Source organism: Loktanella sp. PT4BL, assembly GCF_003201935.1.
In the GTDB taxonomy this organism is placed as follows: domain Bacteria; phylum Pseudomonadota; class Alphaproteobacteria; order Rhodobacterales; family Rhodobacteraceae; genus Yoonia.
On the sequence record NZ_QJJL01000003.1, the window covers coordinates 356,277 to 378,927 of the forward strand.

A 22,651-nucleotide genomic window follows, 5' to 3' on the forward strand; every position below is an offset into this window, starting at 1 on the left:
CTATCGGTTTCAGCGCTATCTGAACCATGCGGGCAGGTGCCGTAAAGGGGGGATATGATGGAATTGGACGAGGCATATGCGAACGCGGCCTATATTCCGGGTGGCGATACCTATCCCGCGCGTTGGGCAAAGGCCGCGGCGCAATTTCGCGAAAAGACACTGTGTGAACTTGATTTGCCCTATGGTGAGAGTGCGCGCCAGAAGCTCGATCTGTTTCATCCACCCCGCCTTGCCAAAGGTTTGCTGGTCTTTGTTCACGGTGGCTATTGGCTGATGTCGGACAAATCTGACTGGTCGCATCTGGCAGCAGGCCCTCTTGCGCAGGGGTGGGCCGTCGCAATGCCGTCATACGATCTTTGTCCTGCGGTCCGTATCACGGACATCGGCAATCAAATCGCCGCTGCGATCGCATTTGCTGCTGGCCGCGTCCTTGGGCCGATCCGGTTGACCGGCCATTCAGCCGGAGGGCAATTGGTGGCGCGGATGACAGCTAGACGCGTCGGTGCGCGTTGGCAGGAGAGGGTTGCGAAAGTCGTGCCAATTTCGCCTTTGGGTGATCTGGCTCCTTTGATGCAGACATCCATGAATGCGGATCTCAAACTGGATGCGGCAGAGGTTTTGACCGAAAGCCCGATCCATCTGCCAAAGCCGCAGGTCCCCGTGACGGTCTGCGTGGGTGCGGATGAAAGGCCGGCCTTTCTGGAGCAATCGCGCATCCTCGCGAATGCCTGGACTTGCGAACGGATTGTCGCGCCGGACCGCCATCATTTCGATGTGATCGAACCGCTCTGTCATCCTGACAGTGCACTGACGGTAGCATTGCTGGCGACGTAGCCAATTGGACAGTCTTGTGTCGGTAGACCTAACGATAATCTCAACTTATAAACGCGTGATGTTGATGTTTATTGCGCGATTCGCGCGAGAAATTGGGTGGTTTTGATATGAATATTTTGCGCGGCGCATTTGCTATCTTGATCGCAATGACTTTGGTCGCATGCGAGCGGTCCGGTGATGACAACAGTGTGACAGATGGCGGCGTCGACGGCGGTTTCCTGCGGGACGGCGTTGCAAATGTCTGGATTGATCCTGACGGATGCCAGCACTGGTACATCGACGACGGGATCGAAGGATACATGACCCCCCGCCTGAACCGCGACGGTACACCAAAGTGTCAGGATGCACGCGGCGAGATTATTTTGAAAGACGGCAGCCGTGTTGTATCCGAGCCGGAGCCAAGCAATAGCTGATCCGGCCAGAGCCAGATTAGACAGTTCTTGAGGCACTGCATTTGCAGTGCCTTTTCTTTTGGCTATCGCATCGGATCAAACTGCGCGCTGGTCATCGTGCAATCACGGATCACGTCCCGCCCGCAATCACGAAACTCCAGATCACGCGTCAGGCAAATCCGCGCTTCCTGAATATAGCCGGATTTGCATGTGATCGTGATCTGGTCGGCTTCAAGCGCTGCATTTTCCTTTAGAAACGCCTCTTCGATCAACGATGCGGGCAGAGTCACTTGGCGCGTCAAAGCGCGAAACACTTCGGGGCGGTTGATGCGGCCATAGGCTTCGCGCGAAAGCGCGAAGTATTCCTCGGACGACAATCCCGAACACACTCCGTGTTTGCGCCATTGATGCCAGGCAAGTCCCGATGTTCCCATGATATCCGCCATGGCCGCGGTATCGCTGCGACTGGGAGATCTTTCGCCGGTCGGACAGTTTGCCGGATACCCGCTTTCGTATTGCGGCCAGAGCCCGTGCAGGATCCAGCCGAAGTCCGCTGACGGATCACATTGCGGCGACCCGCGCGCATCACCTTCCAGCGCACACCAGTTTGCCGACCACGAAAGCGACATGACGTAGTAATCAAAGTCACCTGCGCGGTCTTGGGCAGTGACTGGCGTGGCCATGAGGCAAAGCAGGACAAGCAGTCGGTGCATTTTGATCTTTCCAAATTTCATCAGCTTTATTATATAGCCTGCAAGTTCCCCGACAATGCGAACCCGGCTGTTACCACAGTCTGCCCAGATCAAGGGCGCGGGAAAGGCTTGTCTGCTGATAAGATGGAGATGAAAAGATGTCCGATAAACCGATTATGGCCAAAGCGACTGCTGTCTGGCTTTGCGACAACACAACGCTGACCTTCAAGCAGATTGCCGATTTCTGCGGTTTCCACGAGCTGGAAGTGCAGGGTATCGCAGATGGTGATGTGGCGGCTGGCGTCAAAGGGTTTGACCCGATTGCCAACAACCAGTTGACACAAGAAGAGCTGGACAAGGCCGAAGCTGATCCGAAGCATAAGCTCAAGCTAAAATATTACGCTGCTGCTGCTGGTGAAGAAAAACGCCGTGGCCCGCGCTATACACCGCTGTCCAAGCGTCAGGACCGCCCTGCGTCGATCTATTGGCTGGTGAAATTCCACCCCGAACTGACCGACGGTCAGATTTCAAAACTGGTGGGCACAACCAAGCCGACCATTCAGGCGATCCGCGAGCGGACACACTGGAACATCAACAACATTGATCCGATTGATCCGGTCGCTCTGGGACTGTGCAAGCAGTCCGAACTTGATGCCGCTGTGCAAAAAGCCAACGCCAAAAAGGCCAAGGAAGGCGCAGCAATGACCGATGACGAGCGCCGCAAGCTTGTCAGCACCGAGCAATCGCTTGGTATGCCGGCTGAGCCGAAGATGCCTAGCGCACTGGCCGGTCTTGAGACTTTCAGCCTCTCTGATCCGCGTGATGAGGAGGAGGAAGAAGATGATAACCGCGATGTCTCTGATGCGGATAGCTTCTTCAATCTGCCGGATGACGACGACAAGGACGACTAGGCCGAGAATTCAAAGAGGGCGCCCCGAAACGGAAGGCGCCCTTTTTCTTTGTCTATGATGGTCTGCGGGCCACGATGAACCGTGCTGCATTGTTTGTGCCAAAGTATCCTGCTTCGACCACGTCGAAACCTGCTTTGCTTATGGCCCTTTCCAGCCCGCCTGCATCAAAGACCAGAACATGCGGCGCTTTGCCGATCATCTGCATCACTTTGATCATGGGTCTGATCAGCATATTCATATCGGCAAGGCAGGCGGTCTTGGAAATAAAGTAGCCACCCGGTTTGATCTGCTTGTGCAAATGCAGCAGTGTTTTGTCAAGGTCATCGACAAGGTGCAAAAGGCTGAAGGCGCAGGCCGCATCAAACGGGGCGTCGGCCATGGCGACGTTGATCTCTGATTCCACAAAGTCGATATTTTGCGGCCCGTCGCCCGTGATCTTGCTTTGTGCGATCGCAATCATGTTGCCCGATATGTCCGTGGCTGTGATCCGCCTGACATAAGGCGCCAGTTTGATTGCGGTGCTGCCAGTGCCGCAACCCACTTCAAGCAAATGATCCTCTGCCGACAGATAGTGGCGCGTGCGCGCAAGTGTTTCTTCATAGGCGGCGATGTCCTTGATAGGCGACGCGGCATATTTCTTTGCGGCTTTGTCCCAGAACGCGGCGGTGGCCATTGGTTTGGTTCCTTTGTCGGTCATGTAATCTCGATCGGCGCAGCTTACCTATACGTTGATCAGTTATAAATTGCGAAAATATGCGAGATAGATATACATTAATGCATGAATTGGCAGGCTGTCTCATTTGACTGGAACCAGATACGGGCCTTTCTTGCGACTGCCGAGGAAGGTTCGCTGAGTGCTGCTGCGCGGGCATTGCGCGCGACCCAGCCCACCATCGGACGGCAGGTCAGCGCATTGGAGCGTGATCTGGGCGTCACTTTGTTCGAACGTTCAGGCCGGTCTCTGGTCATGACATCAGCTGGCCATGATTTGCTGGAACATGTGCAGGCGATGGGTGATGCGGCCAGCCGGATTTCGATGGTTGCATCAGGGCAGTCGCGCGATGTTGCGGGTCATGTTTCGATTACGGCGAGCGATTTGCTTGCTGCGGGTTTTTTGGTGCCGGTTCTGAAAAAGCTGCGGCAGGACGCACGCGGGATCATCGTTGAAGTTGTCGCCTCGAACCGGCTCGAAAACCTGACACGGCGTGACGCCGATATCGCCATTCGCCATGTGCGCCCCGACCAGCCGGATCTGATCGCCAGACAGCTTCGGGATGCAAAGGCCGCCTATTATGCCTCTGCCGATTACCTCGCTGAGTATGGCAGGCCACGGACTGAGGCCGACCTTGCGAAACATGTTTTTGTTGGCCCACGCGATACCACCCAGATGCTGGCATTCATGCAGGACCGCGGCGTCACAATTTCCCCTGATCAGTTCAAGGCAAATTCGGACAGCGGGGTGGTGATGTGGGAGATGATGCGCGCGGGTCTGGGTATTATGGTGGGGCCGGACAAGCTCTGGCCACATGTGGAAGGGGTCGAAACGCTGCTTTCGGACGCGACGCCGATCACCTTTCCGGTGTGGATCGTAACCCACCGTGAACTGCGCACGAGCCGCCGGATCAGGATTGTCTTTGATGCTTTGGTACAGGCCTTTGACTGCGATTAAAGCGCTTTGCGCGCGTTCAATGCTGCCGTAATCGTGCCGTCGTCCAGATAGTCAAGCTCACCACCCACAGGCACACCTTGGGCCAGTGAGGTGACTGTGATGCCGGGCAATTGATCGGCGATGTAATGTGCGGTCGTTTGCCCGTCTATCGTGGCGCCCAAGGCAAGAATCACCTCGGTCACGTTCTCGGTCTTGATCCGGTCGATCAGCTTGGGGATGCGCAATTCCTCCGGCCCGATAGCATCGAGGGCAGAGAGTGTGCCGCCCAGAACATGGTAGCGCCCCTTGAAGACTTGGGACCGTTCCATCGCCCATAGATCGGCCACATCCTCGACAACGGCGATCTGTCCTGTGGCGCGTTTCTCGGAATTGCAAATCTCGCAAATATCCGTTGTGCAGACATTGCCGCAGTTCAGGCATTCGCGCACCGTTGCCCCGACCCGTTGCATTGCATCGGCCAAGGGCAACAGCACCAGAGACCGCTTTTTGATCAGATGCAGCACAGCGCGCCGCGCAGACCGGGGGCCAAGCCCCGGCAGCTTGGCCATCAGTGCGATCAGATTATCGAGGTCTTCGGTGCCGTTTGTCATGGTGCTCACATCAGCCGCGAACAAATTTCGCGAAATTTGTTCTGGCGGCCTGAGAATTTTTGCCAAAAATTCTCGGGCTTCAGAAAGGCAGGTTCATGCCCGGTGGAAGACCCAGGCCTTCTGTCAGTTTGCTCATTTCTTCCTGCGCGCGCGCGGTCGCTTTGCCCTGCGCATCTTTGATCGCCGCCAGGATCAGGTCTTCGACGACTTCCTTGTCGTCGCCGTTGAAGATCGACGGATCAATATCGAGGCCCTTCAGCTCACCTTTGGCGGTTGCGGTGGCTTTCACAAGACCCGCACCGCTGACGCCCTCGACCATGATGTTTTCAAGGTCTTCCTGCATCTGGGCCATTTTGCCCTGCATTTCTTGCGCCTGTTTCATCATCTTGGCCATGTCGCCAAGGCCACCAAGTCCTTTGAGCATCTAGCGATCTCCTATTCTTTTTTGTCGCGTTTCAATGGCGCAGTGTAGAGCACGACACCGATACACACCAGTGCGGCAAAGAGGATGAAGAGGGTGGAATTTCCGATGCAGCCTTCGCTCATGGCAAGCGCGCGCGTTTCACCCGTGCTGCCCCATCCTGTGGCAAGAAAGGTCGAGAGGCTCCAGCCGACAACAACGACAAGCCCGCCCCATTCACTGCGAAACCGCACGGCAAGGGCGGTGGCGATAATCAGGATCAGCACAATGGGCGTTTGCAAAAGGAACAGCAGTTCGCCCAGAGCCGTGACCGGGACACCGTCCCAGCCGGGGCGTTGCTGGGTGCAGACCTCAGCCCATGCAGGCAGGGGGGCCGCGAGTGCAGCCGCACAGATCAGTCCTCGTCGAACGGGTCCCATTCTTCATCCACTTCGGGCAGCGCGTCTTCCAATGCGTGCTGCGCTTTTTCGGCCTCGGTCCGGATTTCGGTGATCTTGGCTTTGGGAAATGCCGCGATGACCGCTTTGACCAAAGGGTGGTCTTGTGCCTCTTGCAGGATCGCGTTTTCGGCGGCATCCCGTGTTTCGGCGATGGTCGGTCCGCCACCGTCGACGACGCTGATCGCCCAGCGATTGCCGGTCCATGCTTGCAGGCGCGCGCCCAGACGACCAACCAGATCGCGTGCGGCGTCAGGCGTCGGGTTCACTTCGATCCGGCCCGGCTGATAGCTGACAAGACGCAGGCCCGTTTCCACCTCGACCAGCAGTTTGACATCACGATGGGTGCGGATCAGTTCGACGACATCCTCGAACCGCGCGTAGTGCTGGAGCGCGTCTGTATCAAGGGCGCGTGCTGTTTGCGCACCGGATGCGGAATGTCCGCCGGGGCTGGCATGGGTGGGTGCGGGCGTGCCGCTGATCGCATGGGTGCTGCCACCTTGCGGGGCAGGGCGCCCACGCGACGGGCCGCCGCCACCCGCAGGTGGTGTGGCGTCCTGCAGCTTGCGCACGAGTTCTTCGGGGCTTGGCAGATCAGCCACATGGGTCAGCCGGATGACCGCCATCTCAGCCGCCATCATGGCGTTGGGGGCAATGGCCACTTCCTCTAGTGCTTTGAGCAGCATCTGCCACATCCGTGACAGCACCCGCATGGGCAGATTGCTGGCCATGGCCTGACCGCGTGTGCGCTCATCGGGGCCAATCGTGGGGTCTTCGGCGGCCTCGGGCGTGATCTTGATCACGCTGATCCAGTGGCAAACCTCGGCCAGATCGCGCAGCACCGCCATCGGATCGGCGCCGTCGGCATATTGGCCGGACAATTCGGTCAGGGCGGCTGCCGCCTCGCCGCGCAGGATCATGTCAAAGAGGTCCAGCACCCGCCCACGATCCGCCAGCCCCAGCATCGCACGGACCTGATCGGCGGTGGTTTCTCCCGCGCCATGGCTGATGGCCTGATCCAGCAGCGATTGCGCATCGCGGGCTGACCCTTCGGCAGCACGGGTGATCAGCGCGAGTGCCTCATCGGTGATCTCGGCCCCCTCGGCGGTCGCAATTTTGCGCAGCAGGGCAATTTGCGTTTCCGGCTCGATCCGCCGCAGGTCAAAGCGCTGGCAGCGGGACAGGACGGTGACAGGCACCTGCCTGATTTCGGTCGTGGCAAAGATGAATTTGACGTGCTCGGGCGGTTCTTCCAGTGTCTTCAGAAGCGCATTGAACGCGTTTTTGGACAGCATGTGCACTTCGTCGATGATGTAGATCTTGAACCGGGCCGAGGCCGCGCGGTAATGCACCGAATCGATGATTTCCCGAATGTCGCCCACGCCTGTACGTGAGGCTGCGTCCATTTCCATCACGTCGACATGACGGCCTTCCATGATCGCCACGCAATGTTCGCACTGCCCGCAGGGTTCGGTTGTCGGCCCGCCCGTGCCGTCAGGGCCGATACAGTTCATGCCCTTGGCGATGATCCGCGCGGTAGTTGTCTTACCGGTGCCGCGAATACCGGTCATGATAAAGGCCTGTGCGATCCGGTCCGCGGCAAAAGCGTTCTTCAGGGTGCGCACCATCGCATCCTGCCCGACCATATCGGCAAAGGTTTCGGGCCGGTATTTGCGGGCAAGCACTTGGTATTGGGGCTGATCGGACATGGCGGCCTTTGGTGAGGATTCGGTCGTTGGGCTAGACTAGGGGCAGCGCCCCCTAAGGTCTACCACATCAGAGCGACCACAGGATGATCCCTGTGGCCAACGCGGCCACAGTCATGATGCTGGCAAGCATGGTGTAATTGCGGGTTGGTGTGGCCTCGATATCGCGCTCATGAAGGCGCGCATAGGTCTTGCAGGCCTGACTGCGCGCGGACCAAAAGATGGCAATCGCCACACCCAGAAAGAGACTTGCGACCAGTTTGGCCGCCCACGTCGGTTCAAACGCACCAAAGACGGCCTTGAGGCCGATGGCCACACCGATGGCACCAAGGCCGGTGCCCATCCAGCTTGAGAATGTGCGCTCATTGGCCATGATCGTGCGGTCTTCTGACCACTCCGTGCGCTTTTCGGCTTGTTCGGTTTTGTCGCTCATGGTCTTCAATCTACATGCCGGCCCTGCAATTGCGAGGGTTTGTTGAGGAATTCGTCTTTTGGGGTCCAAGTGCTTGAATTTGTAATCCATAGTTTGCCTGTCGGGGGCGGCACAATTGCAATCACGCCCATGCCTGGCAGGACGCGGCATTACTATACGGATTGGCTGCGCCTGATGGATTGGCACCCTGATCTGGTCCTGACGATGACAACGCGGGCCGAGTTGGATCGCAAAGGGGCGGGGACTTTGGGTGCGGACCTTGCCAATGCAGGAATTGGCTGGCTGCATTTACCTGTTGCGGATTTTGGTGTGCCTCGGGATTTGGATTGGCCCGTGGTGCGCGATCAGGTTCTGGGCACGCTGCGCGGCGGTGGTCGCGTTCTGGTGCATTGTTTTGGCGGCTGCGGGCGCTCGGGGATGATGGTGCTGCGGTTGATGATTGCGGCGGGTGAAGATGCGGAGAGGGCTTTGGCGCGGTTGCGGGCCGTGCGCCCATGTGCGGTGGAAACGGATCCGCAGCTGGACTGGGCGTATCAGGGGTAAGGTGGATCTTGATACACCTTACGTGTTGCGCGGTTTCTTCTTGATCGCCGACTTCACCATCTTGCCAAACTTCCGTGACCGATCCCGCGCTTGCGCAATTGTCTCGGTTGCCTGTTCGTTTTCGCGTTTCAGCTTCTTGAACCGCTTGAGGCGTTCAGGGTCAACCTGACCCGCCGCAATACCCGCCTGTACGGCACAGCCCGGCTCGCTCTCATGGGCGCAATCACGGAATTTACAGGTTGTAGCCAGTTCCGATATCTCGGGAAATGTCGCGTCGATCCCGTAAGCCACTTCCGCCACCCCAAGGCCGCGCATCCCCGGTGTGTCGATCAACCAGCCACCCGTCGCCATCCGGTGCAGTGACCGCCCCGTCGTTGTATGTCGCCCGCGCGCGTCATCCTCTCGGATGGCTTGGGTCGCGGCATTGCCGCCTGTCAGCGCGTTCGCAAGGGTGGTTTTGCCCACGCCGGATGATCCCGCGAGTGCAACGGTCTGCCCTTTCCCACACCAAGGGGCCAGAACCGCGGGGACGTCATCGTTTTTTGCATCCAGTGCTATGACCTCCAGATTGCGCCCCAAGCTGCGCGCCTGATCGACATAGGTATCAGGATCATCGGTCTGGTCGGCTTTGGTCAATAAAATCACGGGCGTGATCATCGCGTCATGGGCAAGGGCCAGATACCGCTCAAGCCGTGCCGGATTGAAATCGTTGTTGCATGATGAGGTGATGAACAGCGTATCAAGGTTAGCTGCAATCAGTTGCTTTTCGCCAGTGTGATATTCGGTGCCGCGTGTCAGTTCGGTTTTGCGATCCAGGATCCGCACGAGCCTGTGCTGTTCCGGCGCGCAAAGCACCCAGTCGCCCACGCCGACTTCTGCTGTCGTGATGCCGGGATCAAGTGTCAGTTCAAGCGTGCCGATATCGGAAAAGCCCACAACACGGTCGCGGTGGACTGTGGCGATGCGGGCAGGAGTGAGTGTTTCCAGCTCTTCGATTTCAAGCTGAGACATAAAGAATGGCGACCAGCCGAGGGCGTCGCGTGTCAGATCTGGCAATGAGATATCCTCGTCAAAGGGGGGAAGGATGCTGGCGGTGGGAACCTGCCAGCTGCAACCGGACGAGGGGGCGGAAGTGCCTTCAGCGCACCCGTGCCGGGAGAGTGTTTTTTGCGACAATCATAAACATCCTCCTTAGCTGGATGGGTTTGCCTTCAATTTGCTGCGCAAATCAAAGGTGAGAGGCTGACAACGACCCAAGCGGGGCTCGTTATGGCTGCTTCCTTCCGGACCTGACCAGGTTGGCGAGGCGCTCGCCCGCGCCAACCTCTCATGGGAGGATATAGGCCTGTTTTGGTCGTTCTGCAAGACGTCAGAAGTTGATGCGATATGCTGCGCGTCCATCTGCTTCCTGCCGGATGTAGGTGATCGGACCCGTGATGTGATCCCGTGCCTGCGGTGCACTGACAAGTGTCGCAGCGGTGTTCGGGATTGGCGCGAAAGCCCAGTTGGAGTGCAGCTTTGCGGTCACTGATCCAGCGGCTTTGAGGTCTTTGATCAAGATATCACGCAGGGTTTGCCGGGACGTATAGACGATGTCATCGGGTGCGATCTTTGGAAAACCGCCACCGCTTTTTGCGCGAAAGCTGTTAGTGGCCACAATGAAAACATCGCGGTCTTCTACGGTTTTGTCCTGAAAGCGCAACTGCACGATGCGCGTTGCGTTAGGGTTGATCTCTCGCCCTTGAGTGTCATAGCGCGCAGGTTGCGTGAGATCGATCTGGTAAGACAGGCCAAAGATCGCATCGCAATTATAGCCTGCACTTTGCGGGTTGATCAGTGGCTGATCGCTTTGGCCCGGTTGCATGCGGTTGTAATGCGCGGCGGCACGTTCCAGCCAGAGCCGCAGTTGTTTCCCCGTGCGTCGCACCGCGCAAAGATGATCCGCGAAGGGAAAAATGGCGGCCACATCGCGCAAGGTGATCGGGCCTATGGGGATGTCGATGTAATGCCCAAGCCCGCTCCGCCCGCCAAACCGGTATGACGATGTTGCTGCCAGAACGGGCGCGCGCGAACCCTCGAGCGCTGCGCTGACTGCCCGCTGCATCGCCTGCGCGAGGAGCTGTTGACTGAGGTCCGGCTGGATCGTCGCAAAATAGCTCGTGATGGGCACGGTTGTGTGCACCACCGTTTCTTGCATCTGCGCAACGGTTGCTATGTGAGGAGCCGTCACAAGTGCGCGCAGGTCTTGGCATAGTTTGCTCTCGGGGCCATTGCGCAATGAAGCCTTTTCAAGCCGGACCTGATGATCTGTAACCTGCCAGCCATGCGGCTCTCGGCGCAGATCCATTTCAATGACGCCGAATGATTGCGCCCCGAATTCGGCCATCACAGCGGGTTTGCCATGCAGACGACCCCCGGCGAAATCGGCCGGCCCGTTTGTGACAATGCTGGCATCGGGAAAGGCCTCATGGGTGTGGCCGAGCAAGAGCGCGTCAATGCCCGCAACCTGTGCCAGAGGCAGTGCTGCGTTTTCCATATGTGCGATATTGTCCGCCAAACCGATACCTGAGTGGCAAAGGGCCACAATGACATCGGCACCGGCGTCTTTGACTTGCGGGACGATTTCCTCTGCAGCCATGCGGATATCGGTTGCATTGAAGGCGGGTTTGCTTTTGTCGCCAGAGCAACCGGCAAACTGTGGCGGCGCGAAACCGATGATGCCAACCTTGATGGGGTATCTGCTGCCGTCATCGCAAAGCACATTCCGCTCCAAAATCGCGAAAGGTTTAACAAGATCGTTGCCATGAAAGGCCGGCACATTGGCGCAAACCACGGGAAACGTGGCCTTTGACAGGACTGTCCGTAAGAACGCTGGCCCGTAGTCAAACTCGTGATTGCCCAGTGTCATGGCATCGTATCGCAACATATTCAGCGCTGCGATCATCGGATGGGTCTGATCGGGCTCCAGGTTTTGCGCAAGAAAATCCGCAAGCGGATTTCCCTGAATGAGATCGCCGTTGTCACACAGGATTGTCGTGACCAAAGGATCGTCTCGCAACGCTGCTATCTGGTCGGCCAGCCTCATCAATCCGGTGGTCGGGTCCTGCCGGTCCGCGAAATAATCATAGTCCAGCAATTGCATGTGCAGGTCTGTTGTCTCAAGCAAACGCAAACGCCCTGACGGGGACTGCACGGCACAGGAACGGGGGCTCTTCATAGCGCAACCTTAGAGTGAAATATCGCGACCGCTACAAGATACGGTCGGAAAAAAATTGTAGTTGTGCAAGGTCCGTGGCATTTCGGCGCAATGAAGATTGCAGAAACGGTTACATTTGGCGGATCGGGCCTTGATCGGGCCGCAGAATTGCGCGGTCAGGCGGATCAGTTGCGGGGGCAGTGCGATGCGCGCGCGATCCTGATGTGGCGCGGCAAACCGATGATTTTGGGTGATGCTTTGGTGCGTCTGCCCCTTGATCACGCAGCGATGGTGGATGCGGCGGCAGACATGATCCTTTTGGGTCGCGACAATGGCGCACTGGTGTTCGCTGCAGATTTTTCGGCGTGGACGCCGCACAATCTGGATGCAGAGACACTGAACACCTTCCTTGACCCGTCTGAGCAGCACCATCCAGCCGTTCCGGACGCCGCTTTTGCTGAGCTTCGGGCGATCATGACCCGCCTGTCGCCCCGTGATGCCGAACTTGCCGCGACAGCCAAGGCGGTGATGGATTGGCACAGGTCCCATAGGTTCTGCGCGCGGTGCGGGGTTGAGAGTGCGATGGCAATGGGTGGCTGGCAGCGCAATTGCGCGGCCTGTGGCGGACATCATTTTCCGCGCACCGATCCGGTTGTCATCATGTTGATTACCTACGGCAATGCCGTGCTGGTCGGGCGCTCGCCGGGATGGCCCGAGGGGATGTATTCCTTGCTGGCGGGCTTTGTGGAACCGGGCGAAACCATCGAGGCGGCGGTGCGCCGCGAGGTCTTTGAAGAAGCAGGCGTGCGCGTGGGCGCTGTATCCTATCTGGCAAGCCAGCCTTGGCCCTTTCCGGCCTCGTTGATGTTCGGCTGCGCGGGTGAGGCGCTGAACAAGGACCTGACGATTGACCCTGATGAAATCGAAGATGCGATATGGGTAACGCGCGAGGAGATGGCCGAGGCCTTTGCAGGCAACCACCCCAAGCTTTTGCCTGCGCGCAAGGGGGCGATTGCGCATTTCCTGCTTCAGGCATGGCTCTCGGACCGGCTGGATTAGAAAGAGGCGAAGGAGACCCCGATGAAGTTGAGCACGCGCGAGGATATCGAGGCGCCTATCTCTTATGTTTACGGGCGTGTCAGCGACTTTGCCGGTTTTGAACGCCGCGCGCTGCGCCAAGGAATCGCGGTAAAGCGACGGTCGGACGCGGCACCCGAGGTTGGCACGATCTGGGACATCGCCTTTGATTTTCGCGGACGGGCGCGCAATGTTCAGGCTGAACTGACCACGCTGGATGTGGACCACGCTATCCGGATCGAGAGCCAGTCAGACGGCCTGAACGCAGATACAGAGATTGAACTGATCCCGCTATCGGCCACACGGACCCGCGTGATGGTGTCGTTCGAATTGAAGGCCAGGACATTGACGGCGCGTCTTTTGCTTCAATCGCTCAAGTTAGCCAAGACCAAGATGAACAAGCGGTTCAAGGCACGCGTGCTTGATTACGCCGAAACCGTCGAGGATGATTACCGGCGCGGCCAGTGATCCGTCTGCCGGATTACGCGCCGCTTGCCACCTTTTCGTGACGTCTGGCCGCAGCAGGATAGACACCCATCACCAGCAGATGGTCGGTGAAATAGCCAAGCTCTTCCATTGCAAGTTTGACGTTGGCATCATCGGGATGCCCTTCGATTTCGGCGTAGAACTGTGTCGCCGTAAACTCGCCACCCACCATATAGCTTTCCAGCTTGGTCATGTTGACGCCATTCGTGGCAAAACCACCCATTGCCTTGTAAAGTGCGGCGGGAATGTTGCGCACGCGGAACACAAAACTCGTCATCATCCCCGATGGGCCGCGACGGGTATAGTCGGGTTGGCGTGCCATGATCAAAAACCGCGTCGTGTTGCGCGCATGATCCTCGATATGGCGGGCCAGAACCTTGAGTCCATAGATCTCGGCCGCAAGCTCCGAGGCTAGGGCCGCAATGCTGGGGTCATCACCAGTCGCAACCTCGCGCGCTGCGCGGGCGTTGTCTGTGCTGGTGCGTGGTGTAATCCCGTTCGCGCGCAGGAATTCCCCGCACTGTGGCAGGATCACAGGATGGCCGTGGGCCTCCTTGATATCGCCAAGCGATGCGTCTTGCTTGCCAAGAAGATTGATATGCACGCGCACAAATGTCTCATCCACGATGTGCAGTCCGCTTTCCGGCAAGAGCGAGTGGACGTCTGCAACGCGGCCATAAGTCGAATTCTCGACCGCGATCATGCCAAGATCAGCCGCCCCGCTGCGAACCGCGTCGATTGCAGCTTCAAAAGTGGTGCAAGGCAGGGGGTCATAGTCCGGCCGCGCGGTCACGCAGGCCTCGTGCCCATAAGCGCCCAATTCACCCTGAAATGCGATTTTCTGAGACATTCGTGTGTTCTCTGTGCTGTTTCCCCCAAAAAGAGGCATTCGGTCGCGTCTCTATACCTTGCAACCTAGTGTGGGAAGCGGATAGATACCCACGAAACTTTCTACTGAATGGAACGCGACATGTTCGACACAATGACAACGACCAAAATTATCGGCGGTCTATGCAGCACTTTCCTCGTTTTCTTGCTGGGAGCGTGGTTGGCCGAAGAAATCTATCACAGCGGCGGGCACTACGGAGAGCAAGCGTATGTGATCGAGGTAGAGGGCGCTGAAGGTGAAGAAGTCGAAGTTGTCGAAGAGGTGCCGTTCTCGGTTGTCTATGCCTCTGCAAGTGCCGCAGATGGTGAGGCATTGTGGCGCGGCTGCCGGTCTTGCCACGCGCTTGAATCCGGACAACACGGCACAGGTCCCGCGCTTTACGGCGTCGTGAACCGTCCGGTCCAGTTTTATGATGATTTCAACTACTCTGGCGCACTTGCCGAAGCGACCGATGTCTGGACCCCAGAGGAACTCAACGCCTTCCTTGAAAACCCACGTGGTTACGCACCGGGTACAGCAATGAGCTATAACGGGATGCGGGCTGTCGAAGACCGTGCGAACCTGATTGCCTATCTCGCAACAATCGGCGGCTAATTACCGCACTGCAGGAAAAGAGAAGGTCGTCCGCTTGGGCGGCCTTTTTTGTTGGAATATTACAGTTTTCTCACTGCGAGTTCACAGAAACTCAACTTGAAACTTTGCCAAACTCTCCATTTACTTCATGTAGTCATGAAACCACGCCTAAAACTCGGAGACACTGATGCAGAAGCCACCCCGTTCAAGTGCCCAAACCAAGGTCCAAACTGCCCATAAGCACCAGCTGCGAAACTGGGCCTTGGGGTCTGTGATTGGCGTGGCCGCACTTTGGGCAGGCAGCGAGGCATTTGCGGATGCACATGAGACAATCACGGTCAGCCACGGGTACACCAACTTCGGCGAACTGAAGTACGGACCTGACACGGTACTGGACTATGTGAACCCCGATGCGCCCAAAGGCGGCGAGTTTTCGCAGTCCGCACAGGGCACTTTTGACAGCTTCAACATCTACACACGCAAAGGCGTCCCTGCGGCTCTGGCCACAATCGGCTACGAATCTTTGCTAACCTCGACGCTTGATGACCCATATGGCGCCTACTGCTATCTTTGCGAAACGCTGGAATATCCCGAAAGCCGCGACTGGGTTATCTTTAACCTGCGCGACGATGTGAAGTTCTGGGACGGGACAACGATGACCGCCGAGGACATCAAGTTCTCGTTCGAGTTGCCGCTGGAGCAGGGGATCACCGAGTATCGTTCGGTCTATTCGCAGTTTATCGAGAGCGTCGAAGTGCTCGATACCCACCGCATCCGTTTCAACTTTACGCCAGAGGCGCCGCGCCGTGATGTAGTGACCTGGGCAGGCGGCACATCGGCATGGTCGCAGGCGTGGTTTGAGGCCAACAAGGTGCGTCTGGATGAAACCGCTGATGCGCCATTCATGGGGACAGGACCTTATCGTCTGGATACGGTCGATATCGGACGGCAGATCGTCTACCGCTATGATCCGAACTGGTGGGCTGCTGATCTGCCGATCAACCAGGGCCGCAATAACTTTGAGACGGTTCGCGTCGAGTATTTCGCCGACGGCAGTGCGGCGTTTGAGGCCTTCAAGTCCGGCATCTACACTTTCCGCGATGAAAACAGCTCTTTGCAGTGGGCAACGGGCTATGACTTTCCGGCACGCGAGCAAGGCTGGGTGAATGTTGAAGAGCTGCCGGACGGGAACATCGGCACGGGTCAGGGCTTTGTGTTCAATCTCAATCAGGAGAAGTTTCAGGATCAGCGTGTGCGCGAAGCGATCACCTTGATGGTGAACTTCGAATGGATGAACGAAACACTGTTTTATGGTCTTTATGAACGTCCTGAATCGTTCTGGGACAATTCAGACCTCAAGGCCGTGGGCGCGCCATCGCCGGAGGAAATCGCGATCCTCCAGCCGCTGGTCGATGAAGGTCTGCTTGATGCGGCCATCCTGACTGATGAAGCGGTTATTCCACCTGCCTCTAGCACCACGGACCGTCCGCTTGACCGTCGCGCGCTGCGGGCAGCCTCGGCGTTGCTTGATGAGGCGGGCTGGATCACCGGTGATGATGGTTTGCGCCGCAAAGATGGTGAGCTGCTTGAGGTGACGTTCCTTGAGCGCTCGCCCCAGTTTGACCGCGTGATCAACCCGATTGTGGAGAACCTCAAACGCCTTGGTGTGGATGCCAAGCTCGAGCGTGTCGACACCTCGCAATTCATTGAACGCCGTCGCGCAGGCACATTCGATATCGTCAATGCCTCGCTCGGGCAGGGGTATGAACCCGGTCAGCAACTGGCGCAGTTCTTTGGTTCTGCTGCGGCAGAAGACAGTTCGCGCAACCCGATGCGCGTGAAACTGCCGGCAGCGGACCGTTTGATTGCGGAGATTGTCGCGGCGGAGACATTGGAGGATCTGACAATCCGCACCCGTGCTCTCGATCGCGTGTTGCGCGCTGAACGGTTCTGGATCCCGCAGTGGCAAAAGGGTGTGCACACCGTTGCCTATTATGACATGTACCGTTTCAAAGAGGTGCCGCCGCTTGGTTTGGCGCCGCTTGACAACTGGTGGTATGATGCAGAGGCAGGGGCCACGCTGCGCGCCGCCGGTGCGTTCCAGTAAGGTACTGACGTGGGAGCATATATCCTCAGGCGTTTGCTGCTCGTGATTCCCACCCTTCTGGGGATCATGATCATCAACTTTTCGCTGACGCAATTCGTCCCGGGCGGCCCGATCGAACAGATTTTGGCCGAACTCGAGGGCGGCGGTGATGTCTTTGAAGGCATTTCCGGCGGCGGGAGCGAATTGCTTGATAGCGGTGACAGCGACTATATCGGCGGGCGCGGTCTGCCTGCGGATTTCATCGCTGATCTCGAGCGTGAGTTCGGCTTTGACAAACCCCCGCTTGAACGCTTCCTCAACATGATGTGGAACTACATTCGGTTTGACTTCGGCGAGAGCTATTTCCGGTCGATCAGCGTCCTTGATCTGGTGCTGGAAAAAATGCCGGTCTCGATCACCTTGGGGCTTTGGTCGACTTTGATCGCGTATATGATCTCCATCCCGCTGGGGATCAAAAAGGCTGTTAAAGACGGCACGCCTTTTGATACATGGACGTCCGGCGCCATCATCGTGGGTTACGCGATCCCGGGGTTCTTGTTCGCGATCCTGCTGATCGTTCTGTTCGCAGGCGGCTCTTATTTCCGCATCTTCCCGCTACGCGGCCTGACCTCGGCCAATTTCGAAGAGCTGTCTTTGATCGGTAAGGTGCTTGATTACTTCTGGCACATCACGTTGCCTGTGCTGGCCTCGACGATCTCGGCCTTTGCGACGTTGACGTTGCTGACCAAGAACAGCTTTCTTGACGAGATCAAAAAGCAATACGTGATCACAGCCCGCGCCAAGGGCCTTTCCGAGAGCCGTGTGCTCTACGGTCATGTCTTTCGCAATGCGATGCTGATCGTGATCTCGGGTTTTCCGGCGCTGTTTATCGGGGTGTTTTTTGGTGGGTCGCTGATTATCGAAACGCTCTTCTCGCTCGACGGTTTGGGCCGCTTGGGCTTTGAGGCGGCGGTGGCGCGCGATTATCCGGTGGTCTTTGGTACGCTCTTTGCCTTCTCTCTGATTGGTCTGGTTGTGGGGATTTTGACGGATTTGACCTATGTGCTGATCGACCCGCGCATTGATTTCGAGGCGCGGAACTGATGGCAAGACGTCCCTTTCTCTCCCCGCTGAACCAGCGCCGTGTGCGGAATTTCCGCCGCAACAGACGGGCGACGTGGTCGCTGATCATCTTTGGTATTCTCTTCGGTCTGTCGCTTTTTGCCGAATTCATCGCCAACGACAAACCCATCGCCGTGAGCTATCGCGGCGAAATCCGCATGCCGATCTTCAGCTTTTATTCCGAGCAGGACTTTGGCGGTGATTTCCCGACCGAGGCCGGATACGGGGAGGTCGAGGTCGATTGCCTGATCGTCACGGGCGGCCTGCAAGAGTGTTTTGATGATCCCGAGACACTTATCGCCGCTGTGGATGCAGGCGAGACGCTGGATGGTGACTTTCAGGCAGGGTGGATGCTCTGGCCCATTATTCCTTATTCCTACAACACCATCGTTGATGTTGGCGGTGTCGCGCCCGCCCCGCCGAGTGCCGACAACTGGCTGGGCACCGATGATACCAAACGCGATGTGCTGGCGCGGGTGATCTACGGTTTCCGGTTATCGGTGACCTTTGCACTGACGGTCACGGTTGCGGCCTCGATCATCGGGATCATGGCGGGGGCTGTGCAGGGGTATTTCGGCGGCTGGACCGATCTGATCTTTCAGCGGTTCATCGAGATCTGGACGGGCATGCCCTCGCTTTACGTGATCATCATTGTCTTTGCGATATTGGGGCGAAGTTACTGGCTCCTTGTGTTCCTCACAGTGCTGTTTGGCTGGCCCGCCCTTGTAGGTGTGGTCAGGGCCGAATTCCTGCGCGCGCGCAATCTTGAGTATGTGCGAGCGGCCCGTGCGCTGGGCGTGCGCGACCGGACGATCATGTTCCGCCATATGCTGCCCAACGCGATGGTGGCGACGGTCACGATGCTGCCGTTCTTGGTGACAGGCGCGATCGGTGGTCTGGCATCGCTTGATTTCCTGGGCTTCGGCCTGCCGTCCTCGGCCCCCTCGCTGGGCGAGATGACATTGCAAGCCAAACAGAACCTGCAAGCGCCGTGGCTGGGCTTTACCGCCTTCTTTACGTTCGCGATCATGCTGTCGCTTCTGGTCTTCATCTTTGAGGGCGTGCGCGATGCCTTTGACCCGCGCAAAACCTTTGTGGCGGATGGCAACGTGGTGAAGGACGACACGCTTTTTGAGACCGAAGCGGCAAAGGCCCGAGCATCATGACCACCCCGATCCTTGATGTAAAAGATCTGCGCGTTGCTTTCCGGCAGGAAGGCACGCCAACCCATGCGGTAAAAGGTGTGTCCTTTCAGGTGCAAAAGGGTGAAACCGTCGCGATTGTGGGCGAAAGCGGGTCAGGAAAATCCGTAACCGCGCTGTCCACTGTCCAATTGCTTGGCGACAGTGCTGTAATGGCAGGGTCGATCAAATACGCAGGCGAAGAAATGGTTGGTGCGGATGAGCGTGCCCTGCGCCGTGTGCGCGGCAATGACATCAGCTTTATCTTCCAAGAGCCGATGACCTCGCTCAATCCGCTACACACGCTTGAAAAGCAGTTGGCCGAGAGCATTGAACTCCATCAGGGCCTGCGTGGTCCGGCAGTGCGCGCGCGGATCATCGAACTGCTCGAGCGTGTCGGAATCCGTGATGCTGAAAGCCGCCTCGGGTCTTATCCGCATCAACTCTCGGGCGGGCAGCGTCAACGGGTCATGATCGCGATGGCGCTGGCGAATGGGCCGGAGCTCTTGATTGCGGATGAGCCGACGACTGCGCTGGACGTGACCATTCAGGCGCAAATTCTGGACCTGCTGACGGATCTGAAACGTGACGCAGGCATGTCGATGCTGTTCATCACCCATGACCTGACAATCGTGCGCAAGATCGCCGACAGGGTCTGCGTGATGAAAGACGGGCTGATTGTGGAAACAGGGCCGACAGCGGAATTGTTTGCGCACCCGCAGCACCCTTATACGCAGATGCTCTTGGCTGCGGAATCAACCGGAGCCCCGGCACCGGTGCAACCGGATGCACCCGTGATTTTGGAAACAGAGCAGGCACGCATCTGGTTCCCGATCCAACGTGGTCTGCTCAAGCGGACGGTGGGGCATATCAAAGCGGTAAATGACGCGACCCTGACGGTGCGCGCGGGTGAAACCTTGGGTGTTGTAGGGGAAAGCGGATCGGGAAAGACCACTCTGGCGCTCGCGGTCATGCGGTTGATCAGCTCGGAAGGGAGGATCGCCTTTCGTGGCGCGGATATTCAGCACCTGAACCAACGCCAGATGCGGCCTTTGCGCAGTGACATGCAGATTGTGTTTCAAGACCCATATGGCTCGCTCAGCCCGCGGATGACGGTGGCTGAAATTATCGCCGAAGGCCTTGGGGTGCACGGGGTGGAACCCGGACGTGACCGCCGTGATATGGTTGGGGAAATCATGGCCGAAGTGGGCCTCGATCCGGCACTGATGGATCGCTATCCGCATGAGTTTTCAGGTGGTCAGCGTCAGCGGATCGCGATTGCGCGGGCGATGATCCTGCGGCCCAAATTGCTGATCCTTGATGAGCCGACTTCGGCGCTGGATATGACGGTACAGGTGCAGATCGTGCATTTGCTGCGCGAATTGCAGCAGAAATACGGGCTGGCCTATCTTTTTATCAGTCACGACCTGAAGGTCGTGCGCGCGCTGTCCCATAAGGTGATGGTGATGAAACAGGGCGATGTCGTCGAGGCAGGCGATGCCGATGCGATCTTTGACGCGCCGCAGACCGAATATACGCGCGCACTAATGGCAGCGGCTTTCGAAGGTAAGGTTGCCTGAGAAAAGTGATACCGTCGTGACTGGCGACCGCGTGGGATAGCAGAACTGTCCCTTCCTGCGCGGACGGGGACGCTTGATCCCTCCCGCCATTCTCAATTAGCGAACAGCCGCGTCCAGCTTTGCTGCGCAAATGAAATCGTTCTCTGACAAACGACCCAGTTCATGCGACGTGAATGTGACGTGACAATAGCCCCATCCAAAAGCAATATCTGCATGATGCCCCTCTTTGTCACTGATGAAGGCGGCGAGGTTAGCCATATAGACCGCCTTTGCAAATGCCTTGAAGGTGAATTTCCGAGACAGGCTTTCCGCTTTTTCGTCCATGTGCCATGCGGGATCAAGCTTGGCTTTGAGTGCTGCAATCTGCGCATCGCTCAGTGGTGGCACCCAGCCCTCGCAGGCCGCGCAGCTCTTTGTCGTTAAATCATTCACTGACATTTGTCTTTTCCGGATATGTCGGCGCATGCAGGCCGAGGGATCGGGCGTTTGCGATATCGGCAAGCAGGTCGCGCTGACATGTCTCAAGCAGTTGGTCGACGCTCTCCAGCACAAAGTAGATCGGTTGGTTAATGTCGATCCGGTAAGGCGTGCGTAAAATGTCGATCACGTCAAATGGCTTGCGCACAACGGATGGTTCATGGATTGCGTGGCCCAGCTCACTTGGTGAAGATGCAAGGCCTGATCCCAGCGCTTTGATCGTTTCGCCCTCTTTGATCAATCCAAACTCAACGGTAAACCAGTAAAGCCGGATCAACCACGCGTAATCGGCCTTATCGCACACCAGGCCCGTTTTGCCGATAAACTGCGAAAACTTGGCAAACCGCGCGTCAGTCAGCAACGGCGTATGCCCATAGATTTCGTGGAAAATATCAGGCTCTTCGATATAGTCGAAACTCTCGCGATCACGGATAAAAGATGCCGCAGGGAATGTGCATTCGGACAGCATTTTGAAAAACCGAGAAAAGCCGATCAAGGCGGAAACAGGTTCCACTTTCCAGCCCGTCAAATCAGTCAGAACCTGCGAAACCTCGACACATTGCGGTACGCGGTGTGTGGGCAGGTTAAGTTTCTTTTGGCCCTCAAGAAACGCCCGCGCGGCAAGAGCATTCACACTCGGTTGCTGCTGTGCGACCAGATCACGCCATACGGCATTATCGGCATCTGAATATGCGATAAACCCGTTTTCATCAGGTTGCTTAGCGACATATTTGGTATCTTTCGGCATCTTTGACCTCACGCATTCCTTGAGGCATGATGCTGTGAGAATGCAGAATAAAGTTACCTAAGAGTATTAATATGAGCCAATATGAGACAAATTTTTTCGATAAATATATGGATTGAGGCAAATCATGCTTGATACATTTGAGCGACTTATTCTGAAAGTCCTGCAGCGCAATGGACGCGCGAGTACGCATGAGCTGTCAGAGGCAGTGGGCCTATCTCCATCGCCTTGCTGGCGACGCATGAAGCGATTGGAGGAGGACGGCTATATTGTGCGGTACGCAGCGATTCTGGACAGTAAAAAGCTCGGGTTGCATGCATTTGCGCATGTCCAAGTTTCGCTTGTTGATCACAGCGAAGCCACGATCAGCGCATTCGAGGCCTTTATCGAACGTGACCAACATGTGCTGGAGTGTGCGTCGATAACCGGTGACTTCGACTTTATTCTCAAGATCGCAGCGAAAGATCCGGAAGCGCTGGAGCAATTCATCATGCAACAAATTCTCCGCCTTGGTGTGGTTCGTACAACCACGACCAACTTTATTCTCCGTCAAATGAAAGTGTCCGGCGGGCTTCCCATTGACGTCTAGGCGGTGTTTTGAAATCACCCAA

General features: G+C 57.3%; 25 protein-coding genes and 1 other RNA gene. 13 read left to right on the top strand and 13 right to left on the bottom strand.

The features are described 5' to 3' along the window. The first annotated feature begins 57 nt into the window (after positions 1-57). A complete protein-coding gene (locus C7964_RS11515) occupies positions 58-834 on the top strand; it encodes a hormone-sensitive lipase (protein WP_110279806.1) in 777 nt (258 codons plus the stop codon). Between the two features lie 107 nt (positions 835-941). After that, positions 942-1,247: a hypothetical protein gene (locus C7964_RS11520; RefSeq protein WP_146214853.1), complete on the top strand. Its 306-nt coding sequence runs from the start codon at positions 942-944 to the stop codon at positions 1,245-1,247. 62 nt (positions 1,248-1,309) lie between these two features. On the opposite strand, the gene C7964_RS11525 is transcribed toward C7964_RS11520, so the two are convergent. Continuing rightward, positions 1,310-1,939, bottom strand: a complete 630-nt coding sequence (locus C7964_RS11525; protein WP_181417166.1) for a ribonuclease T2 family protein — start codon at positions 1,937-1,939, stop codon at positions 1,310-1,312. Positions 1,940-2,076: 137 nt separating this feature from the next. Here C7964_RS11525 and C7964_RS11530 point away from each other — a divergent pair, with 137 nt between their 5' ends. Continuing rightward, positions 2,077-2,829, top strand: coding sequence for a DUF1013 domain-containing protein (locus C7964_RS11530; RefSeq protein ID WP_110279809.1), 753 nt, complete (start codon positions 2,077-2,079; stop codon positions 2,827-2,829). A gap of 52 nt (positions 2,830-2,881) precedes the next feature. Here the strand turns inward: C7964_RS11530 and C7964_RS11535 are convergent, their stop codons facing one another. Continuing rightward, complete coding sequence (locus C7964_RS11535) at positions 2,882-3,502, bottom strand: class I SAM-dependent methyltransferase (protein WP_110279810.1); 621 nt, start codon at positions 3,500-3,502, stop codon at positions 2,882-2,884. 105 nt (positions 3,503-3,607) lie between these two features. Here C7964_RS11535 and C7964_RS11540 point away from each other — a divergent pair, with 105 nt between their 5' ends. After that, complete coding sequence (locus tag C7964_RS11540) at positions 3,608-4,498, top strand: LysR family transcriptional regulator (protein ID WP_110279811.1); 891 nt, start codon at positions 3,608-3,610, stop codon at positions 4,496-4,498. Here C7964_RS11540 and recR read toward each other — a convergent pair. The 5 genes from recR to C7964_RS11565 all read right to left on the bottom strand — a co-directional run bounded on the left by recR (position 4,495) and on the right by C7964_RS11565 (position 8,085). Next, complete coding sequence (gene recR, locus C7964_RS11545) at positions 4,495-5,088, bottom strand: recombination mediator RecR (RefSeq protein ID WP_076659884.1); 594 nt, start codon at positions 5,086-5,088, stop codon at positions 4,495-4,497. The two genes, C7964_RS11540 and recR, sit on opposite strands and share 4 nt — an antisense overlap. A 79-nt stretch (positions 5,089-5,167) precedes the next feature. After that, the gene (locus tag C7964_RS11550; RefSeq protein WP_055294031.1) at positions 5,168-5,512 is read right to left on the bottom strand and encodes a YbaB/EbfC family nucleoid-associated protein; all 345 of its coding nucleotides are present in this window, start codon (positions 5,510-5,512) and stop codon (positions 5,168-5,170) included. An 11-nt stretch (positions 5,513-5,523) separates the two neighbouring features. Continuing rightward, a complete protein-coding gene (locus tag C7964_RS11555; RefSeq protein WP_110279812.1) occupies positions 5,524-5,928 on the bottom strand; it encodes a hypothetical protein in 405 nt (134 codons plus the stop codon). Beyond that, the gene (locus C7964_RS11560; RefSeq protein ID WP_110279813.1) at positions 5,904-7,655 is read right to left on the bottom strand and encodes a DNA polymerase III subunit gamma/tau; all 1,752 of its coding nucleotides are present in this window, start codon (positions 7,653-7,655) and stop codon (positions 5,904-5,906) included. The genes C7964_RS11555 and C7964_RS11560 overlap by 25 nt, the downstream gene beginning before the upstream one ends. 67 nt (positions 7,656-7,722) lie before the next feature. Next, positions 7,723-8,085 (bottom strand): YidH family protein, encoded by a 363-nt coding sequence (locus tag C7964_RS11565; RefSeq protein ID WP_110279814.1) that lies wholly within the window; start codon positions 8,083-8,085, stop codon positions 7,723-7,725. 69 nt (positions 8,086-8,154) lie between these two features. Between C7964_RS11565 and C7964_RS11570 the strand changes: the two genes are divergently transcribed. Next, positions 8,155-8,628, top strand: coding sequence for a protein-tyrosine phosphatase family protein (locus tag C7964_RS11570; protein WP_110279815.1), 474 nt, complete (start codon positions 8,155-8,157; stop codon positions 8,626-8,628). An 18-nt stretch (positions 8,629-8,646) separates the two neighbouring features. Here the strand turns inward: C7964_RS11570 and rsgA are convergent, their stop codons facing one another. From rsgA to C7964_RS11585, 3 genes are all read right to left on the bottom strand, one after another. Next, complete coding sequence (gene rsgA, locus C7964_RS11575) at positions 8,647-9,684, bottom strand: ribosome small subunit-dependent GTPase A (RefSeq protein ID WP_110279816.1); 1,038 nt, start codon at positions 9,682-9,684, stop codon at positions 8,647-8,649. 176 nt (positions 9,685-9,860) lie between these two features. Then, positions 9,861-9,958, bottom strand: an RNA gene (gene ffs, locus C7964_RS11580) — signal recognition particle sRNA small type. Positions 9,959-9,997: 39 nt separating this feature from the next. Continuing rightward, positions 9,998-11,845 (bottom strand): bifunctional 2',3'-cyclic-nucleotide 2'-phosphodiesterase/3'-nucleotidase, encoded by a 1,848-nt coding sequence (locus C7964_RS11585; protein WP_110279817.1) that lies wholly within the window; start codon positions 11,843-11,845, stop codon positions 9,998-10,000. Between the two features lie 90 nt (positions 11,846-11,935). Between C7964_RS11585 and nudC the strand changes: the two genes are divergently transcribed. Both nudC and C7964_RS11595 read left to right on the top strand, forming a co-directional pair. Next, positions 11,936-12,883, top strand: a complete 948-nt coding sequence (gene nudC / locus C7964_RS11590) for an NAD(+) diphosphatase (RefSeq protein ID WP_110280244.1) — start codon at positions 11,936-11,938, stop codon at positions 12,881-12,883. 21 nt (positions 12,884-12,904) lie between these two features. Next, the gene (locus tag C7964_RS11595) at positions 12,905-13,369 is read left to right on the top strand and encodes an SRPBCC family protein (RefSeq protein WP_110279818.1); all 465 of its coding nucleotides are present in this window, start codon (positions 12,905-12,907) and stop codon (positions 13,367-13,369) included. A gap of 13 nt (positions 13,370-13,382) precedes the next feature. Here the strand turns inward: C7964_RS11595 and C7964_RS11600 are convergent, their stop codons facing one another. After that, a complete protein-coding gene (locus C7964_RS11600; protein WP_110279819.1) occupies positions 13,383-14,237 on the bottom strand; it encodes a prephenate dehydratase in 855 nt (284 codons plus the stop codon). A gap of 120 nt (positions 14,238-14,357) precedes the next feature. On the opposite strand from C7964_RS11600, the gene C7964_RS11605 reads away from it, so the two are divergent. The 5 genes from C7964_RS11605 (at position 14,358) to C7964_RS11625 (ending at position 20,818) form a co-directional block, all read left to right on the top strand. Continuing rightward, on the top strand, positions 14,358-14,870 hold the full coding sequence (locus tag C7964_RS11605; RefSeq protein ID WP_110280245.1) for a c-type cytochrome: 513 nt from the start codon (positions 14,358-14,360) through the stop codon (positions 14,868-14,870). Positions 14,871-15,036: 166 nt separating this feature from the next. Next, positions 15,037-16,956 (top strand): extracellular solute-binding protein, encoded by a 1,920-nt coding sequence (locus tag C7964_RS11610; RefSeq protein WP_110279820.1) that lies wholly within the window; start codon positions 15,037-15,039, stop codon positions 16,954-16,956. A 9-nt stretch (positions 16,957-16,965) separates the two neighbouring features. Continuing rightward, positions 16,966-18,039, top strand: coding sequence for a microcin C ABC transporter permease YejB (locus C7964_RS11615; RefSeq protein WP_110279821.1), 1,074 nt, complete (start codon positions 16,966-16,968; stop codon positions 18,037-18,039). Further along, complete coding sequence (locus tag C7964_RS11620; protein WP_110279822.1) at positions 18,039-19,223, top strand: ABC transporter permease; 1,185 nt, start codon at positions 18,039-18,041, stop codon at positions 19,221-19,223. The genes C7964_RS11615 and C7964_RS11620 overlap by 1 nt, the downstream gene beginning before the upstream one ends. Further along, entirely contained in the window at positions 19,220-20,818 is a 1,599-nt protein-coding gene (locus tag C7964_RS11625) for an ABC transporter ATP-binding protein (protein WP_110279823.1), read from the top strand. Before C7964_RS11620 ends, C7964_RS11625 begins: the two co-directional genes overlap by 4 nt. Before the next feature lie 96 nt (positions 20,819-20,914). Here the strand turns inward: C7964_RS11625 and C7964_RS11630 are convergent, their stop codons facing one another. Both C7964_RS11630 and C7964_RS11635 read right to left on the bottom strand, forming a co-directional pair. After that, positions 20,915-21,256: a 4a-hydroxytetrahydrobiopterin dehydratase gene (locus tag C7964_RS11630; protein WP_110279824.1), complete on the bottom strand. Its 342-nt coding sequence runs from the start codon at positions 21,254-21,256 to the stop codon at positions 20,915-20,917. Beyond that, positions 21,243-22,043: a phenylalanine 4-monooxygenase gene (locus C7964_RS11635; protein WP_110279825.1), complete on the bottom strand. Its 801-nt coding sequence runs from the start codon at positions 22,041-22,043 to the stop codon at positions 21,243-21,245. The genes C7964_RS11630 and C7964_RS11635 overlap by 14 nt, the downstream gene beginning before the upstream one ends. 124 nt (positions 22,044-22,167) lie before the next feature. On the opposite strand from C7964_RS11635, the gene C7964_RS11640 reads away from it, so the two are divergent. After that, entirely contained in the window at positions 22,168-22,629 is a 462-nt protein-coding gene (locus tag C7964_RS11640) for an Lrp/AsnC family transcriptional regulator (protein ID WP_110279826.1), read from the top strand. Positions 22,630-22,651: the final 22 nt, after the last annotated feature.

Coding starts and splice junctions, on each gene's coding strand:
- C7964_RS11515 (WP_110279806.1), top strand. CDS start 58: ATGGAATTGGACGAGGCATATGCGAACGCGGCCTATATTCCGGGTGGC.
- C7964_RS11520 (WP_146214853.1), top strand. CDS start 942: ATGAATATTTTGCGCGGCGCATTTGCTATCTTGATCGCAATGACTTTG.
- C7964_RS11525 (WP_181417166.1), bottom strand. CDS start 1,939: ATGCACCGACTGCTTGTCCTGCTTTGCCTCATGGCCACGCCAGTCACT.
- C7964_RS11530 (WP_110279809.1), top strand. CDS start 2,077: ATGTCCGATAAACCGATTATGGCCAAAGCGACTGCTGTCTGGCTTTGC.
- C7964_RS11535 (WP_110279810.1), bottom strand. CDS start 3,502: ATGGCCACCGCCGCGTTCTGGGACAAAGCCGCAAAGAAATATGCCGCG.
- C7964_RS11540 (WP_110279811.1), top strand. CDS start 3,608: ATGAATTGGCAGGCTGTCTCATTTGACTGGAACCAGATACGGGCCTTT.
- recR (WP_076659884.1), bottom strand. CDS start 5,088: ATGACAAACGGCACCGAAGACCTCGATAATCTGATCGCACTGATGGCC.
- C7964_RS11550 (WP_055294031.1), bottom strand. CDS start 5,512: ATGCTCAAAGGACTTGGTGGCCTTGGCGACATGGCCAAGATGATGAAA.
- C7964_RS11555 (WP_110279812.1), bottom strand. CDS start 5,928: ATGGGACCCGTTCGACGAGGACTGATCTGTGCGGCTGCACTCGCGGCC.
- C7964_RS11560 (WP_110279813.1), bottom strand. CDS start 7,655: ATGTCCGATCAGCCCCAATACCAAGTGCTTGCCCGCAAATACCGGCCC.
- C7964_RS11565 (WP_110279814.1), bottom strand. CDS start 8,085: ATGAGCGACAAAACCGAACAAGCCGAAAAGCGCACGGAGTGGTCAGAA.
- C7964_RS11585 (WP_110279817.1), bottom strand. CDS start 11,845: ATGAAGAGCCCCCGTTCCTGTGCCGTGCAGTCCCCGTCAGGGCGTTTG.
- nudC (WP_110280244.1), top strand. CDS start 11,936: ATGAAGATTGCAGAAACGGTTACATTTGGCGGATCGGGCCTTGATCGG.
- C7964_RS11595 (WP_110279818.1), top strand. CDS start 12,905: ATGAAGTTGAGCACGCGCGAGGATATCGAGGCGCCTATCTCTTATGTT.
- C7964_RS11600 (WP_110279819.1), bottom strand. CDS start 14,237: ATGTCTCAGAAAATCGCATTTCAGGGTGAATTGGGCGCTTATGGGCAC.
- C7964_RS11605 (WP_110280245.1), top strand. CDS start 14,358: ATGTTCGACACAATGACAACGACCAAAATTATCGGCGGTCTATGCAGC.
- C7964_RS11610 (WP_110279820.1), top strand. CDS start 15,037: ATGCAGAAGCCACCCCGTTCAAGTGCCCAAACCAAGGTCCAAACTGCC.
- C7964_RS11620 (WP_110279822.1), top strand. CDS start 18,039: ATGGCAAGACGTCCCTTTCTCTCCCCGCTGAACCAGCGCCGTGTGCGG.
- C7964_RS11625 (WP_110279823.1), top strand. CDS start 19,220: ATGACCACCCCGATCCTTGATGTAAAAGATCTGCGCGTTGCTTTCCGG.
- C7964_RS11630 (WP_110279824.1), bottom strand. CDS start 21,256: ATGTCAGTGAATGATTTAACGACAAAGAGCTGCGCGGCCTGCGAGGGC.
- C7964_RS11635 (WP_110279825.1), bottom strand. CDS start 22,043: ATGCCGAAAGATACCAAATATGTCGCTAAGCAACCTGATGAAAACGGG.
- C7964_RS11640 (WP_110279826.1), top strand. CDS start 22,168: ATGCTTGATACATTTGAGCGACTTATTCTGAAAGTCCTGCAGCGCAAT.